We start from the raw sequence: 14,774 nt of genomic DNA, 5'->3' as shown, positions 1-14,774 counted from the left end.
GATGAGCCCCCGGAGGCTCACTCCGCTACGCCTCCCGGACCGGCTCCCGGCCGCCCCGGTCTCCCTCAGACGCGAGGCGCGCAGCTCAGGACGTGTGTCCGCAGAATTTCGCCGATCTTGGGGTCGCGCCGCCGGAACGCGTCGACGATCTCCTGGTGGTCCTGGGCGTGCGACCGCGGGTCGGGCGAGAACCACCGGATCGACAGTGTGGTCCACACCTCCACGCCCAGCGACTCCCAGGTGTGCAGCAGCACGTCGTTCTGTGCCGCCCGGATGATCTCACGGTGGAAGGCCACCGTGTGCCGCACCTGCGCCTCGCCGTCCGCCGCCGCGTCGGCCGTGGTGAGCGCCGCCACCTCGCGCTCCAGGGCCGTGGTGTCGTCCGCCAGCCGCCCGGCTGCCAGCTCCGCGGCGACCTGCTCCAGGCCCGCGCGGACGGGATAGCTCTCCTTGAGGTCGGCCGCGGTCAGATTCCGTACCCGTACGCCCTTGTTCGGCGCCGACTCGATCAGCCGCAGGCTCTCCAGCTCGCGCAGGGCCTCCCGTACGGGCGTCTGACTGACCTCCAGCTCCACCGCGATCCGCCGCTCGACGATCCGCTCGCCCGGCTGCCAGCGGCCGCTGACGATCCCCTCGAGGATGTGCTCGCGGATCTGCTCGCGCAGCGAGTGGATGACGGGTGGGGTCATGCGGGTGCTCCTTAGCCGGACGGGCCGGCGCGCGGGACGGGCAGGCCAACGGTTCATTATCTGCGGGGACGCAACGGGGGACGGCCCCGGTTCGTACGAACCGGGGCCGTCCCCTTCGTCACACCTGCTGAAAGCCGGTCGGGCTCAGAGACCGATCTCGGTCTCGAACTCGGCGGCCTCCAGGATCTGCTTGACCGTGGTCAGGTAGCGGGCGGCGTCCGCGCCGTCCACCAGACGGTGGTCGTAGGAGAGCGACAGGTACGTCATGTGGCGCACCGCGATCGTCTCGCCCAGCTCCGGGTGGTCCACGACCACCGGACGCTTGACGGTGGCACCGATACCCAGGATGGCGACCTGGTTCGGCGGCACGATGACGGTGTCGAACAGCGCACCGCGCGAGCCGGTGTTGGAGATGGTGAAGCTCGCACCCGACAGGTCGTCCGGGCTGATCTTGCTCTCGCGGACCTTGCCGGCCAGCTCGGCGGTCTTCTTCGCGATGCCCGCGATGTTCAGGTCACCGGCGCCCTTGATGACCGGGGTCATCAGGCCCTTCTCGTTGTCCACCGCGATTCCGACGTTCTCGGAGTCGAAGTAGGTGATGGTGCCCTCGTCCTCGTTGATCCGGGCGTTGATGACCGGGTGGGCCTTCAGCGCCTGGACCGCGGCCTTGACGAAGAACGGCATCGGCGAGAGCTTCACGCCCTCACGGGCGGCGAAGCCGGCCTTGGCCTTCTCGCGCATCCGCATGATCTTGGTGATGTCCACCTCGACCACGGAGGTCAGCTGCGCCTGGCCGTGCAGGGCCTTCATCATGTTGTCGCCGATGACCTTGCGCATCCGCGGCATCTTGACCGTCTGGCCACGCAGCGGCGAGGCCTCCAGGACCGGAGCCTTCGGCGCGGCGGAGGCGGCCGGGGCGGCAGCGGCAGCCGGAGCAGCGGTCTTCGCGGCCTCGGCGGCGGCGATGACGTCCTGCTTGCGGATGCGGCCACCGACGCCGGTGCCCTGGACCGAGGCCAGGTTCACGCCGTTCTCCTGGGCCAGCTTGCGGACCAGGGGGGTGACGTAGGCGCCGTCGGGCTCACCGGCCGGGGCCACCGGGGCGGGCTGGGCGGCCGGAGCCGGAGCCGGAGCCGGGGCGGCCGGCTGCGGGGCCGGAGCGGGGGCCGGGGCCTCCTGCTTCGGCGCCTCCTGCTTGGGGGCCTCCTGCGGGGCGGGCTGCTCGGCGGCCGGCGCGGGCGCCGGAGCGGCGGGGGCCTCGGCCGGGGCCGGGGCAGCACCCTTCTCGCCGATGACGGCGAGCTTGGCGCCGACCTCGGCGGTCTCGTCCTCGCCCACCACGATCTCCAGCAGGGTGCCGGAGGCCGGGGCCGGGATCTCGGTGTCGACCTTGTCGGTGGAGACCTCCAGCAGCGGCTCGTCGGCCTCGACCGACTCGCCGACCTCCTTCAGCCAGCGGGTGACGGTGCCCTCGGTGACCGACTCGCCCAGCGCGGGCAGCACGACGTCGGTGCCGGAGGCGCCGCCGGCCGGGGCGGCGGCGGGCTGCTCGGCCGGGGCCGGGGCAGCCTCGGCGGCGGGCTGGGGCTCGGGCTCGGCGGCCGGCGCGGGCTGCTCCGCCGCGGCGGGCTGCTCGGCGGGGGCACCGGAGCCGTCGTCGATGAGGGCCAGCTCGGCGCCGACCTCGACGGTCTCGTCCTCGGCGACCTTGATGGACGCCAGGACGCCGGCCGCGGGGGCGGGGATCTCGGTGTCGACCTTGTCGGTCGACACCTCCAGCAGGGGCTCGTCGGCCTCGACGCGCTCACCCTCGGCCTTCAGCCAGCGGGTGACGGTGCCCTCGGTGACGCTCTCGCCGAGCGCCGGAAGGGTTACGGAAACCGCCATGGTTCCAGTTGCTCCTTACGAATTACGGATGTGGTCGTCGCGCCCGGACTGAGGTCAGTCGTGGGAGTGGAGAGGCTTGCCGGCCAGCGCCAGGTGGGCCTCGCCGAGTGCCTCGTTCTGGGTGGGGTGCGCGTGGATGAGCTGCGCAACCTCGGCCGGCAGTGCCTCCCAGTTGTAGACCAGCTGGGCCTCGCCGACCTGCTCGCCCATACGGTCACCGACCATGTGGACGCCGACCACGGCACCGTCCTTGACCTGGACGAGCTTGATCTCGCCCGCGGTCTTCAGGATCTTGCTCTTGCCGTTGCCCGCGAGGTTGTACTTCAGAGCGACGACCTTGTCGGCGCCGTACAGCTCCTTGGCCTTCGCCTCGGTGATACCGACGGAGGCGACCTCCGGGTGGCAGTACGTCACGCGCGGCACGCCGTCGTAGTCGATCGGCACGGTCTTCAGACCGGCCAGCCGCTCCGCCACCAGGATGCCCTCGGCGAAGCCGACGTGCGCGAGCTGGAGCGTGGGAACGAGGTCACCGACGGCGGAGATGGTCTCCACGTTCGTCCGCATGTACTCGTCGACGAGGACGTAGCCGCGGTCCATGGCGACCCCGGCCTCCTCGTAACCGAGGCCCTGCGAGACCGGGCCGCGGCCGATGGCGACCAGCAGCACCTCCGCCTCGAAGGTCTTGCCGTCGGCGAGGGTGACCTTGACGCCGTTGTCGGTGTACTCGGCCTTTTCGAAGAAGGTGCCGAGGTTGAACTTGATGCCCCGCTTGCGGAAGGCGCGCTCCAGCAGCTTGGAGCTGTTCTCGTCCTCGACCGGGACGAGGTGCTTCAGGCCCTCGATCACCGTGACGTCGGTGCCGAAGGACTTCCACGCCGAGGCGAACTCGACGCCGATGACGCCGCCGCCCAGGATGATCGCGGACTCCGGCACGCGGTCCAGCGTCAGCGCGTGGTCCGAGGAGATGATGCGGTTGCCGTCGATCTCCAGACCCGGCAGCGACTTCGGCACGGAGCCGGTCGCCAGCAGGATGTGGCGGCCCTGGACGGTCTGGCCGTTCACGTCGACGGAGGTGGGGGAGGACAGCCGGCCCTCACCCTCGATGTAGGTCACCTTGCGGGAGGCGACCAGCCCCTGCAGACCCTTGTACAGGCCCGAGATGACCTCGTCCTTGTACTTGTGGACCCCGGCGATGTCGATGCCCTCGAACGAGGTCTTGACACCGAACTGGGCGGCCTCACGGGCCTGGTCCGCGATCTCACCGGCGTGCAGCAGCGCCTTGGTGGGGATGCAGCCGTTGTGCAGGCAGGTGCCGCCGAGCTTGTTCTTCTCGATCAGGGCGACGTCCAGGCCGAGCTGCGCCCCGCGCAGGGCAGCCGCGTAGCCGCCGCTACCGCCTCCGAGGATCACTAGGTCGAAAACGGTGCTGGCGTCGTTCGCCACGTCACGTCCTCCATGCATGGGTACGCCGGAGCCGGTCTCCGATGACCGGACGGCGGCTGTGGTTCGGCCGCTTGTCTACTTCGGCCCTGGGTAAGGGGGGCCCTGTCCTGCCAGGCCCCATCTTCGCACTTGTTGAACACGGACGGGACGGCGGGCCGGGCTCCGGGCCCGCCGATCGGCTGCCCGGACCGCGTACCCAGCCGCACGACCGTGCGGATTTCGTCGAGAGCGAACACCCGGGGCCGTGCGCACGCGAGGCCCCGGGCGGCGGGCCCGGGGCCTTACGGGGTGAGGGCTGCGCCGCAGGTCAGAGCAGGTCGCCCGCCGCGGTGCGCTCGGCCAGCCGGACCAGGGTGCGGACCGCGGAGCCGGTGCCGCCCTTGGGGGTGTAGCCGTACGGGGCGCCCTCGTGGAAGGCCGGGCCCGCGATGTCCAGGTGCGCCCAGGTGATGCCCTCGCCGACGAACTCCTGGAGGAAGAGGCCGGCGACCAGGCCGCCGCCCATCCGCTCGCCCATGTTCGCGATGTCGGCGACCGGGGAGTCCATGCCCTTGCGCAGCTCGGCCGGCATCGGCATGGGCCAGGACTGCTCGCCCACCTCGGTGGCGATCTCGTGGAGCGAGGTACGGAAGGCGTCGTCGTTGGCCATGATGCCGAAGGTGCGGTTGCCCAGGGCCAGCACCATGGCACCGGTCAGCGTCGCGACGTCGACGATCGCGTCCGGGGTCTCCTCGGAGGCGCGGGTGATCGCGTCGGCGAGGACGAGGCGGCCCTCGGCGTCGGTGTTCAGCACCTCGACGGTCTTGCCGCTGTACATGGTCAGCACGTCGCCGGGGCGGGTCGCCGAACCGGACGGCATGTTCTCGGCGAGCGCGAGCCAGCCGGTGACGTTGACCGGGAGGTTCAGGCGCGCCGCGGTGACGACCGCGGAGAACACGGCGGCGGCGCCGCTCATGTCGCACTTCATCGTCTCGTTGTGGCCGGCCGGCTTCAGGGAGATGCCGCCCGAGTCGTAGGTGATGCCCTTGCCGACCAGCGCCAGGTGCTTCTTCGCCTTGGCGTGGGTGTGGCTGATCTTCACCAGCCGCGGCGGGTTCTCCGAGCCCTGGCCGACGCCCATCAGGCCGCCGTAGCCGCCCTTCTTGAGCGCCTTCTCGTCCAGCACCTCGACCTTGAGGCCGTACTCCTTGCCCGCGGCCTGCGCCTCGGCGGCGAAGGTCTTGGGGGTGAGGCCGTTGGAGGGGGTGTTGATCAGGTCGCGGGCGCGGTTGACCTCCGCGGCCAGCGCCTGCGCACGCTCGGCGGCGGCCTTGTGGGCCTTGTCGCGCGGCTTGGCACCCAGGACGGCGATGTCGGCCAGCGGCGCGGACTTGTCCGTGCCCTTCTTGGCGTCGCCGTTGCTGCTGCGGTAGGCGGTGAAGCTGTACGCGCCGAGCAGCGCGCCCTCGGCGACCGCGGCGACCGCGTCGGCGTCCGCGACGGGCAGCGCGAAGGCGCCCTTCTTGGCGCCGGCCAGCGCGCGTGCGGCGGCACCGGCGGCGCGGCGCAGCGCCTCGTTGTCGTAACCCTCGCCCTTGGCCGGGGCCTCGCCCAGGCCGACCGCCAGCACGACCGGCGCCTTGAGCCCCCCGCCTGCCGGGACCTTGGTCACCTCGCCCTCGGCGCCGCTCGCGCCCAGGGTCTCCAGGACGTCGGCCAGCTTGCCGTCGAAGGCCGACTCCACGGCCTCGGCGCCGGGCGCCAGGACGGGGCCCTTGTCGCCCTTGGCCAGGCCGATGACAACGGCGTCCGCGCGCAGCGTCGCGGCGGAAGAAGTACTGAGGGTCAGTGCAGTCACGGTATTGAAGGTCCTGTTCCGTCCGGGGAATCCATGGGCGCTCGTGGCGCCGCTGGCGCCGAGCCTACGCTCGGGTGCCCTGCCCGGTCCCGCCCGATGCCATACCCGTGCCCCCGGCCGACCGGTCGAATTGTCGCCTCTCACGACGAACTCCCCTCTTTTCGCCGACACTTGGCGGACATCGGGACGTGGATACGGATTCATCCGGAGGGTGTGGCGCCGGGCCGGGGCAACCGTCCACCGCCGATCACCGTCCCCCAGGACGGACGCGCACCTGCGCGCACGGCGTACAACAGGAAAGTGGAGACCGCTCAGTGGAACGACCGGCAGCCGCCCGAAGACTCCTGTCCCTCCGGCCCCGCCGCACCCGGAAGCGGCGCGGCGCCCGCCGGGCGCCCCTCCTGCTCGGCGCGGCGGGCCTGGTGCTCGCCCTCGCCACCGCCTGCGGCACGGCCCCGGCCGGGGACGGGGGAGACGGCACGAAGGACCGGGCGGCGGGGGAGCGGTGGCGGCCGAAGCCCGGTACGGACTGGCAGTGGCAGCTGAGCGGCCGTCTCGACCGCGGCGTCGACGCGCCCGTGTACGACATCGAGGGCTTCGACCACACGAAGGCGACCGTCGCCGGCCTGCACCGCGACGGCCGCAAGGTGATCTGCTACCTCAGCGTCGGCGCCTGGGAGGACTGGCGGCCCGACGCCGGTGACTTCCCGGAGTCCGTGATCGGCAGGTCCAACGGCTGGGAGGGCGAGCGCTGGCTGGACATCCGGCAACTGGACGTCCTGGAACCGCTGCTGGCGAAGCGGTTCGACATGTGCCGCGACAGGGGCTTCGACGCGGTCGAGCCGGACAACGTCGACGGCTACGCGAACCGCTCCGGCTTCCCGCTGACCGCCGCCGACCAGCTGACGTTCAACCGCATGGTGGCCCGACTCGCGCACGAGCGCGGCATGGCGGTCGGCCTGAAGAACGACCTCGACCAGATTCCGCAGCTGGTGAAGGACTTCGACTTCGCGGTGAACGAGCAGTGCGCGCAGTACGACGAGTGCGATCGGCTCACGCCGTTCATCCGCGCCGGCAAGGCCGTCTTCCACGTGGAGTACGAACTGCCGACGGACCGCTTCTGCGCGACGTCGCGGAAGCTGAAGCTCAGCTCGCTGCGGAAGGACATGGACCTGACGGCCTGGCGGCAGACCTGCTGACCCGGCGGTGACCGGCGGCGTCAGCCGAGGGCCAGCACCACGACGGTCACCAGCCCGGCCGTCTCCGCGAGCCCGCCGAAGACGTCCCCGGTCACCCCGCCGAGCCGCCGCCGGCAGTGCCGCAGCAGCAGCTCGGCGGCGCCGAGGCCGAGGAGCACGGCGAGCGCGGCGTGCAGCGCCCCGTACGCTCCGCCGTACGTCCCGGACCCCACGGCCGCCGCCACGGCGACCACCAGGACCCCGGCGAGGACCGCCGCCCGGCCCGGCACGGTACCGGCGACCGCGGCCCCCAGCCCCTCGGCGCGGGCCGCCGGTACGCCGGTGCGGGACGCGAGCGTGAGGGCGAGGCGGGCGGTGACCGCGCCGGCCACCGCCGCCACCGCGCCCGCCGCCCAGCCGGCCGCGTACAGCTCGTACCCCGCCGCGACCTGCGAGAGGAGGACGAGCAGCAGGACGATCACGCCGAACGGGCCGATGTCGGACTGCTTCATGATGCGCAGCGCGTCCGCCGCCGGCTTGCCGCTGCCGAGCCCGTCGGCGGTGTCCGCGAGCCCGTCCAGGTGCAGGCCGCGGGTGAGCGCGGCGGGCACCGCGACCGTGCCGACGGCCGCCAGCAGCGGACCGCCGCCCAGCAGGAGCAGGACCGTACCGAGCGCCGCCGCGCACACCCCGACGACCAGCCCGGCCAGCGGCGCGCAGAGCATTCCGCCGCGGGCCGTCGCGCGGTCCCAGCGGGTCAGCCGTACGGGCAGCACGGTCAGCGTCCCGAAGGCGAACCGCAGCGCGTCGGCGGTGGTCGGGGGACCGGAGGGGGGCTCGGTGGGGGTGGTGCTCACCGCGGCAGGCTAACCCGCGGCCACCGCGTCCAGGCGGCCCGGGCCTCCGCCGCCCCGCAGCCCGCCAGCACCGCCACTATCGCCGCGAGGTGCTCCTTGCCCGCGAGATTGGGGGCGACGACGACCTCGGCGACCATGGCGGCCACCACCAGCGCGCCGGTCGCCCACGCCCGGTACCGCCAGCAGACCGCCACCGCGAGGCCGACCACGGCGGCGGACGGACCGGCGTCGACGACCTGTCCGTCCGCGGCCGGCAGCCCGAACGGGACGTCCGGGCCGAGGGCCACGCCCATCCGCGCGTACAGCGTCCCGGCGAGCGAGGCGGCGTACGCGATCAGCAGCGTCCGGCGCCGCCCCAGTACGGCTTCGGCGATCCCGAAGACCACCAGGATCTGCGCCAGCGCGCCCCACACGGGCAGGTCGAGGGCGGGCACGAACAGCGACAGCGGCGTGCGGAGCAGCCCGATCCACAGCGGCTCACCGGCGCGCACGGCACCGAGCTGCTGGACGGTCCCGTATCCCCAGTGCTGGTGCTGCGCGAACTGGCAGAACGCGGTGAGGGCCAGCGCGGCGAGCGTCATCGGGACCGCGCGCAGTACTCCGGCGCCGAGCGCGGGCCGCAGCGCGGCCAGCAGCGGTCCCCACTCCGCGCGCGCGGCGCGGCTCAGATGATCACGGATGAGCGGGTCGACGGTGCACCACCGGGGCGAGGACGTGGGACGGCACCTCGGGCGGTACCGGGTCCGCGCCGGGCCGCGCCGACCGTGTAGCTAGACCGGCCGGCGCGGCAGGAGGTTGAGCGGGCCGCCCGTGATCTGTGCCTCGGCCCGCTCCGGGAGCCCGTGGCCGTCCAGGCGGATCAGTCCTCGGCGGCGTCCTGTGCCGGGGTGCCGTCCTGCTCCGGCTCCCGTACCGGCAGCTCGGCCGCCAGCGAGGCGGCGGCCTGGACCAGCGGCAGCGCGAGGAGCGCGCCGGTGCCCTCGCCGGCCGTGACGCCGTGGTCGAGCAGTGGGGTGAGCGCGATCCGGTCCAGCGCCTTGCCCTGCGCGGGCTCGCCGCTGGCCTGCCCGGCCAGCCACCAGTCCGGCGCGCGGAACGCGATCCGCTGCGCCACCAGCGCGCACGCCGCCGAGACCACACCGTCCAGGATCACCGGCGTCCTGCGGACCGCGCTCTGCAGCAGGAAGCCGGTGGCCGCGGTCAGGTCCGCGCCGCCGACCGTGGCCAGCAGCGCGAGCTGGTCGCCGAGGACCGGACGGGCCCGGCGCAGCGCGTCGCGGATCGCCGCGCACTTGCGCATCCAGGCCAGGTCGTCGATGCCGGCGCCGCCGCGCCCGGTGACCACCGAGGCGTCGGTGCCGCACAGGGCGGCGATCAGCGCGCCCGCCGCCGTGGTGCCGCCCACGCTCAGGTCCCCGAGCACCACCAGGTCCGTACCGGCGTCCGCCTCCTCGTCGGCGATCGCCATGCCCGCGCGGAACGCCTGCTCGGCCTCCTCGGGCGTCAGCGCGTCCTCGATGTCGATACGGCCGGAGCCGCGGCGCACCCGGTGCCGGGTGACGTCCTCGGGCAGCTCGCCGGGGTCGCAGTCCAGCGCCATGTCGACCACGCGCGGCGCGGCACCGAAGCGCCGCGCGAGGACCGCCGCCGGGCTCGTCCCGTCCAGCACCGCGCGCACCAGGCCGGCGGCGCCGCCCGCAGGCCGCCCCGAGACACCCAGCTCCGCCACCCCGTGGTCACCGGCGAACAGCACCGTACGGACCCGGTCGAGCGGGCGGACCGGAACCTGCTGCTGTACGGCGGCCAGCCAGTCGCCCAGCTCGTCGAGGCGGCCCAGGGCGGCCGGCTGCACGAGGCGGCGCTCCCGCCGCTCCTCGGCATCCCGGCGCCGGCCGCCGTCGGGGCGCTCGATCAGGTTCGCGAAGTCATCGAGGTTCAGGGCGCTCATTCGGCGCAGGTTACCGGCAACGCGCCCTTCGGTGCGCGGGCGCCCGGGGCCGGGACCGCGCCCGGCCCGGACCGGAACCCGCTCAGCCCCCGAAGCGGAATTCGGTGAGGGCCGGTGCGGCGGCCCGGCGGGCGCTCCACGAGCGCCGTTCCGTGCCGACCGGCCAGTCCCCTGTGGTGGCCGCGAGGTGCCGGAGCGGGGCGTCCAGCAGCAGCGTCGCGCCGGGCAGCCGGCGGGCGCACAGCACGCACAGCTCGTGCAGCGCACCGGGCGCGGGCGGCGGCCCGAAGGCGAGGACGAGGACGCCGAGCGCGGGGCGGGTGACGGCGGCCGGCCAGTGGGGCCCGGTGGCCCGCCCGGTGAGGGTGTGCCACCGCGGGCCGTCCGGCAGCAGCATCCGGCGCAGCGCCGCGGTCCCCGGCTCCTCGACGGTCAGCCAGCGCAGCTGCCCGTTGTCCACCCGCCAGAACCCGGGGTCCAGGCCCTCGCCGAGCGCTACGACCGTGGCCTGCGGGCGGTCGCGCAGATACCGGCGCACCGCCTCGTCGAACCGGCCGGCGGCCGGGCGCGCCGCCGCGTCGGCGGGCCGGGTGCGCCAGGTCTGCCAGGTGAGGCGGGCGTACCGGGTACGCCGTACGGCCGGGGTGCCGTGTCCGGGCGGTTCCATGCCGCCAGGTGACGGTACGGAAGGCCGCCGGGCAAGCGGGACACGGTACGGCGGCCGCGCGTGTCACCCGCGCAGCGTAAGGGCCTGCCCCGCGACGACCAGGAGGACGTGCTCGCACTCGGCGGCGAACGCGGCGTTCAGACGGCCCAGTTCGTCCCGGAAGCGGCGCCCGGCGGGGGTCGCCGGGACCACCCCGGAGCCGACCTCGTTGCTGACCGCGACCAGCGGCCTGCGGGTGGCGCGCACGGCGGCCACCAGCTCCGCCACCCGCGCGTGCAGCGCCCGTTCGCCGCCACCCGCCCAGGTCTCGTCGTCCCAGGCGCCCACCTCGTCCATGGCGTGCGTGAGCCACAGGGACAGGCAGTCGATCAGCAGCGGGGAGGCGGCGGTCTTCTCCGCGCCGGGCCCGTCACCGGCCTCGTCCGCACCGGCCAGCAGGGGCACCAGGTCGCAGGTCTCGGCGGTCCGCCAGGAGGCCGGGCGGCGCTCGCGGTGTGCGGAGACCCGCGCCGCCCACTCCGCGTCGCCGTTCCGCAGCCCACCGGTCGCGACGTACAGCACGTCGGGGAAGGCCGCGAGCCGCCGCTCGGCCTCGACGGACTTGCCGCTGCGCGCACCGCCCAGCACCAGCGTCCTGCGCGGCAGGTCGGGCACCGCGTGGTACTCGCCGACCAGCAGCGACGTGCCGTCGGGCACCGCGCGGGCGCCCAGCGCCGCGAGCCGCCGGTGCAGCTCGGCGCCGGGCGGGGTGTCGTGGTCGATGTGCACCGCGACGACGTCGGTCGTCGCGTCCACCGCGCCGCTCGCGCGCAGCCGCGCCAGCGCGTCGGGGCGGCCCAGCACGTCCAGCACGACCATCTCGTACGGCCCCTTGCCCTCGGCGGCCCCGGCGGGCGCGGCGCCCGGCGGCAGGTACAGCAGCCGCTCGCCGTACGGGCCGCCGATCTCGTACCCGGTGCCCGGCACGTCCACCGCCACTGCCCGCACCCGGTGCCCGTCCAGCAGCGCCAGCTCCCGGCCGTCCGCGACCCGGCCCGGCTGCGGCAGCCCGGTGGGGACCTCGACGGCGGGTCCCTCGTGCGGGTGCGACAGGAGCACCTGCCGTACCCCCGTGAGCGACTGGCCCGCGCGGGCCGCGGCGAACGCGGCCCCCGGTGTGAGGTCGAGGAGCAGCGCCCCGTCCAGGAGCAGCGCGGTGGCCGCCCGCGCCGCGTCGCCCGTGGCGCCGGCGCAGGAGGCGCAGGGGCAGCCGGGGCGGGGCAGACCCTCGGGGGCACCGGTGCCGAGCAGTGTCAGTTCCACGCGCCGATTTTCTCCTGACCCCGGCTCGCGGGCGCGCGGGGGGACCTCTCGACACGGCCGTTAGGCTGCTGATTGATCAGTACGCGCACCACGGGACATGACACCTGAGCGGCAGAACAGGGCATGACCACTGCACGGCACCAGCACGAGCGAACACGTACCCGGTGGGACCAGGAGGCGGACATGGCGTGGACGTGGCGGTTCGAGAAGGCCGACGGTACGGAGGCCACTGCGGGAACGGAGCCGGAGGACTTCTCCACGCAGGGGGATGCGGAGTCCTGGATCGGCGAGGAGTGGAAGTCGCTCCTGGACTGCGGCGTGGACCAGGTGACCCTGTTCGAGGACGGCGCGAAGGTCTACGGCCCGATGAGCCTGCACGCCGAGGAGAGCGGCGAGGCGGCGGAGGGCTGAGCGGCTCACGGCACGAGTGAGGGGCGGCGGGCCCGGTGGCCCGCCGCCCCTTCACGTCCGCGGGATCAGCCCCGTACGCCGCAGACGTGCAGCAGGGCCGCCACCGCGCGGTACGGGTCGGTGCGCCCGGCGCGTTCCTCGGCCGCCAGCAGCCGGGTCAGCTCCTCGGCGGGCGGCGGCACGGCGTCGTCGGCCGCGAGGTCGGTGAAGAGCCGTACGCCGTACCAGGTGTGCAGCGGCGCCCCGATCCCGGCGAGGGTGGTGGTGAGCGCCGACAGCCGGTCGGCGCGCACGCTCAGGCCGAGCCGGTTCTTGTAGCGCGGCGAGTCGAAGGCCGACAGCGCGGTGTCCCAGTCGCCGGACAGCCCGGGGCGCAGCGCCAGCGCGTCGGCGTTGCGCACCAGGACGGACAGCAGGCCGCCGGGCGCCAGTACCCGGGCCAGCCCGGCGAGCATCGGGTCGGGGTCGTCGACGTACATCAGGACGCCATGGCAGAGCACCACGTCGAAGGTGCCGGCGGGGAAGTGCACGCCGGTGTCCCGGCCGTCGCCCTCGATCAGCCGGACCCGCTCCTGGATGCCGGCCGGCTCACCGGCCAGCGTGGTGCGGGCGGCGGCCAGCATCGTGGGGTCCGACTCCAGGCCTGTGACCTTGTGCCCGGCGCGGGCCAGGCGCAGCGCCTGGGTGCCCTGGCCGAGGCCGACGTCCAGGACGCGCAGCCGCTGGCCCACCGGGAACCGCGCGGAGATCTGCTCCTCCAGCTGCCGGGCCACCAGCTCCTGCCGGACGGTGTTCCGGATGCCCCCCAGCTCCTCCAGCCAGGGCTCGGCCCCTCCGGCAAAGCCGGAGGAACCGGTGCTCAGGGTCGTTCTCCCCGCTTGACCTGCGGCTTGGGCAGCCGCAGGCGGCGCATCTGGAGTGTGCGCATCAGGGCGTAGGGCTTGACGCCCTTGAGGTTCTCGTTCGGGAAGCGCTCCTTGAGGCGCTTGGTCAGGCCGACCCAGACGGTGATCGAGTCCAGCACGATCAGCAGGATGACGACCAGCCACAGGATGAGCGCGATGCTCTGGATCTGCGGCACCCGGATCATGGTGAGCACCAGGATGATCACTGCCACCGGCAGGAAGAACTCCGCGACGCACCAGCGCGAGTCGACGTAGTCGCGCGCGAATCGGCGGACCGGGCCCTTGTCCCGGACGGGGAGGTACCGCTCGTCACCGTTGGCCAGCGCCTCACGCTGCCTGGCCATGTCGGCGCGGCGGGCCTCCCGCTGGGCCTTGACGGCCTCCTTGCGGTTGGCCGGCGCCGAGTGCGCGCGGGCACGGCGCTGGGACTGCGCCTGACTGCGCTTCGGCGTCGGGCGGCCCTTGGGGGCCTGCGGGTCGCGGGGCTGCTGGGGCTGGTCCGCGGTCACCTTGGAGGTCGCGGCCTGCTCATCCTTCGAACGGCTTCGGAACACAGAACCCAAGGGTACGCGGTCGCTCTCCGTGGGCCAGTGTCCGAGGGGAACGATCCGGCAACGGCCGCGTGGGTACCCGTACCCCCTCTACTCCCTGCGCTTGAGAAAAGGAGCTGCCTGATCGTCCTGCAGGAGGAGCACATCCGGGTCCAACCAGTGCGGTAATGGAACCGGGGCCCGTACTGTGGGGTCTGTAGATGTGCTGGAGCCGAAGCCCGAAGAAACTCGGTCAGAAGGGGGCGCGCGAGGCCCATGAGCGATGGTGTCATGAAGCGGATGGGGATGATCTTCCGCGCGAAGGCCAACAAGGCCCTGGACCGGGCCGAAGACCCGCGCGAGACCCTCGACTACTCCTACCAGAAGCAGCTGGAGCTGCTCCAGAAGGTGCGGCGCGGGGTCGCCGACGTCGCGACCTCACGCAAGCGCCTGGAACTCCAGCTCAACCAGCTCCAGGGCCAGTCCGCCAAGCTGGAGGACCAGGGCCGCAAGGCGCTCGCGCTCGGCCGTGAGGACCTGGCCCGCGAGGCCCTCTCCCGCCGGCAGTCCCTGCAGCAGCAGGTGACCGACCTGGAGACGCAGCACCAGACGCTGCAGGGCGAGGAGGAGAAGCTCACCCTCGCCGCGCAGCGCCTCCAGGCGAAGGTGGACGCCTTCCGTACGAAGAAGGAGACCATCAAGGCCACCTACACCGCGGCGCAGGCGCAGACCCGTATCGGCGAGGCCGTCTCCGGCATCTCCGAGGAGATGGGCGACGTCGGCCTGGCCGTACAGCGTGCCGAGGACCGGACCGCGCAGATGCAGGCCAGGGCCGGGGCCATCGACGAGCTGCTGGCGTCCGGCGCGCTGGACGACCCGACCGGCATGGCCAAGGACGACATCACCGCCGAGCTGGACCGCATCTCCGGCGGCGGCGACGTCGAGCTGGAGCTGCAGCGCATGAAGGCCGAGCTGGCCGGGGGCACCTCCGGCGGCCAGCAGGCCATCGAGGGCGGCCAGGGCGGCCAGGCCCAGCAGGCACCGCAGCAGGACCAGCCGCGTTTCGACAAGCAGTGACCGGCGGACGCGGATAGCCTCGTCGGGATCGCCGGACCGGACC

At 73.7% G+C, this 14,774-nt stretch carries 14 protein-coding genes; 3 read left to right on the top strand and 11 right to left on the bottom strand.

The genetic code is table 11. The features are described 5' to 3' along the window. Nucleotides 1-65 precede the first annotated feature (65 nt). From AAC944_RS11310 to AAC944_RS11295, 4 genes are all read right to left on the bottom strand, one after another. Nucleotides 66-689, bottom strand: coding sequence for a GntR family transcriptional regulator (locus tag AAC944_RS11310; protein ID WP_030617638.1), 624 nt, complete (start codon nt 687-689; stop codon nt 66-68). A gap of 144 nt (nt 690-833) precedes the next feature. After that, nucleotides 834-2,576 (bottom strand): 2-oxoglutarate dehydrogenase, E2 component, dihydrolipoamide succinyltransferase, encoded by a 1,743-nt coding sequence (gene sucB, locus AAC944_RS11305; RefSeq protein ID WP_368397147.1) that lies wholly within the window; start codon nt 2,574-2,576, stop codon nt 834-836. A gap of 54 nt (nt 2,577-2,630) precedes the next feature. Further along, nucleotides 2,631-4,019 carry a dihydrolipoyl dehydrogenase gene (lpdA, locus tag AAC944_RS11300; protein WP_030616512.1) on the bottom strand — a complete coding sequence of 463 codons (1,389 nt, stop codon included), beginning with the start codon at nt 4,017-4,019 and terminating at the stop codon, nt 2,631-2,633. Nucleotides 4,020-4,326: 307 nt separating this feature from the next. Beyond that, the gene (locus AAC944_RS11295) at nt 4,327-5,856 is read right to left on the bottom strand and encodes a leucyl aminopeptidase (RefSeq protein WP_030616514.1); all 1,530 of its coding nucleotides are present in this window, start codon (nt 5,854-5,856) and stop codon (nt 4,327-4,329) included. Between the two features lie 401 nt (nt 5,857-6,257). On the opposite strand from AAC944_RS11295, the gene AAC944_RS11290 reads away from it, so the two are divergent. Continuing rightward, nucleotides 6,258-7,055, top strand: a complete 798-nt coding sequence (locus tag AAC944_RS11290; protein ID WP_438272821.1) for an endo alpha-1,4 polygalactosaminidase — start codon at nt 6,258-6,260, stop codon at nt 7,053-7,055. Nucleotides 7,056-7,075: 20 nt separating this feature from the next. On the opposite strand, the gene AAC944_RS11285 is transcribed toward AAC944_RS11290, so the two are convergent. The 5 genes from AAC944_RS11285 to AAC944_RS11265 all read right to left on the bottom strand — a co-directional run bounded on the left by AAC944_RS11285 (nt 7,076) and on the right by AAC944_RS11265 (nt 11,808). Further along, the gene (locus AAC944_RS11285; RefSeq protein WP_051871886.1) at nt 7,076-7,891 is read right to left on the bottom strand and encodes an adenosylcobinamide-GDP ribazoletransferase; all 816 of its coding nucleotides are present in this window, start codon (nt 7,889-7,891) and stop codon (nt 7,076-7,078) included. After that, on the bottom strand, nt 7,888-8,571 hold the full coding sequence (locus tag AAC944_RS11280; RefSeq protein WP_368397261.1) for a hypothetical protein: 684 nt from the start codon (nt 8,569-8,571) through the stop codon (nt 7,888-7,890). Before AAC944_RS11280 ends, AAC944_RS11285 begins: the two co-directional genes overlap by 4 nt. A gap of 179 nt (nt 8,572-8,750) precedes the next feature. Beyond that, nucleotides 8,751-9,839: a nicotinate-nucleotide--dimethylbenzimidazole phosphoribosyltransferase gene (locus AAC944_RS11275; protein WP_030616528.1), complete on the bottom strand. Its 1,089-nt coding sequence runs from the start codon at nt 9,837-9,839 to the stop codon at nt 8,751-8,753. Between the two features lie 82 nt (nt 9,840-9,921). Next, nucleotides 9,922-10,506 (bottom strand): hypothetical protein, encoded by a 585-nt coding sequence (locus AAC944_RS11270; protein ID WP_051871887.1) that lies wholly within the window; start codon nt 10,504-10,506, stop codon nt 9,922-9,924. A 63-nt stretch (nt 10,507-10,569) separates the two neighbouring features. Continuing rightward, nucleotides 10,570-11,808 carry a bifunctional adenosylcobinamide kinase/adenosylcobinamide-phosphate guanylyltransferase gene (locus AAC944_RS11265; RefSeq protein WP_030616534.1) on the bottom strand — a complete coding sequence of 413 codons (1,239 nt, stop codon included), beginning with the start codon at nt 11,806-11,808 and terminating at the stop codon, nt 10,570-10,572. A 183-nt stretch (nt 11,809-11,991) separates the two neighbouring features. Between AAC944_RS11265 and AAC944_RS11260 the strand changes: the two genes are divergently transcribed. Continuing rightward, on the top strand, nt 11,992-12,219 hold the full coding sequence (locus AAC944_RS11260) for a hypothetical protein (protein ID WP_030616537.1): 228 nt from the start codon (nt 11,992-11,994) through the stop codon (nt 12,217-12,219). A 65-nt stretch (nt 12,220-12,284) separates the two neighbouring features. Here AAC944_RS11260 and AAC944_RS11255 read toward each other — a convergent pair whose 3' ends face one another. Both AAC944_RS11255 and AAC944_RS11250 read right to left on the bottom strand, forming a co-directional pair. Continuing rightward, nucleotides 12,285-13,028 carry a class I SAM-dependent methyltransferase gene (locus AAC944_RS11255; RefSeq protein ID WP_078888646.1) on the bottom strand — a complete coding sequence of 248 codons (744 nt, stop codon included), beginning with the start codon at nt 13,026-13,028 and terminating at the stop codon, nt 12,285-12,287. A 50-nt stretch (nt 13,029-13,078) separates the two neighbouring features. After that, the gene (locus AAC944_RS11250; protein ID WP_030616542.1) at nt 13,079-13,678 is read right to left on the bottom strand and encodes a DUF3043 domain-containing protein; all 600 of its coding nucleotides are present in this window, start codon (nt 13,676-13,678) and stop codon (nt 13,079-13,081) included. 267 nt (nt 13,679-13,945) lie between these two features. Between AAC944_RS11250 and AAC944_RS11245 the strand changes: the two genes are divergently transcribed. Next, on the top strand, nt 13,946-14,731 hold the full coding sequence (locus AAC944_RS11245; RefSeq protein ID WP_030616545.1) for a PspA/IM30 family protein: 786 nt from the start codon (nt 13,946-13,948) through the stop codon (nt 14,729-14,731). Nucleotides 14,732-14,774: the final 43 nt, after the last annotated feature.

Origin of the sequence: Streptomyces sclerotialus, assembly GCF_040907265.1 — a bacterium.
GTDB lineage: Bacteria > Actinomycetota > Actinomycetes > Streptomycetales > Streptomycetaceae > Streptomyces > Streptomyces sclerotialus.
Note: the sequence above shows the minus strand (reverse complement) of the source record. Positions and strands in the feature narration are given on the sequence as shown.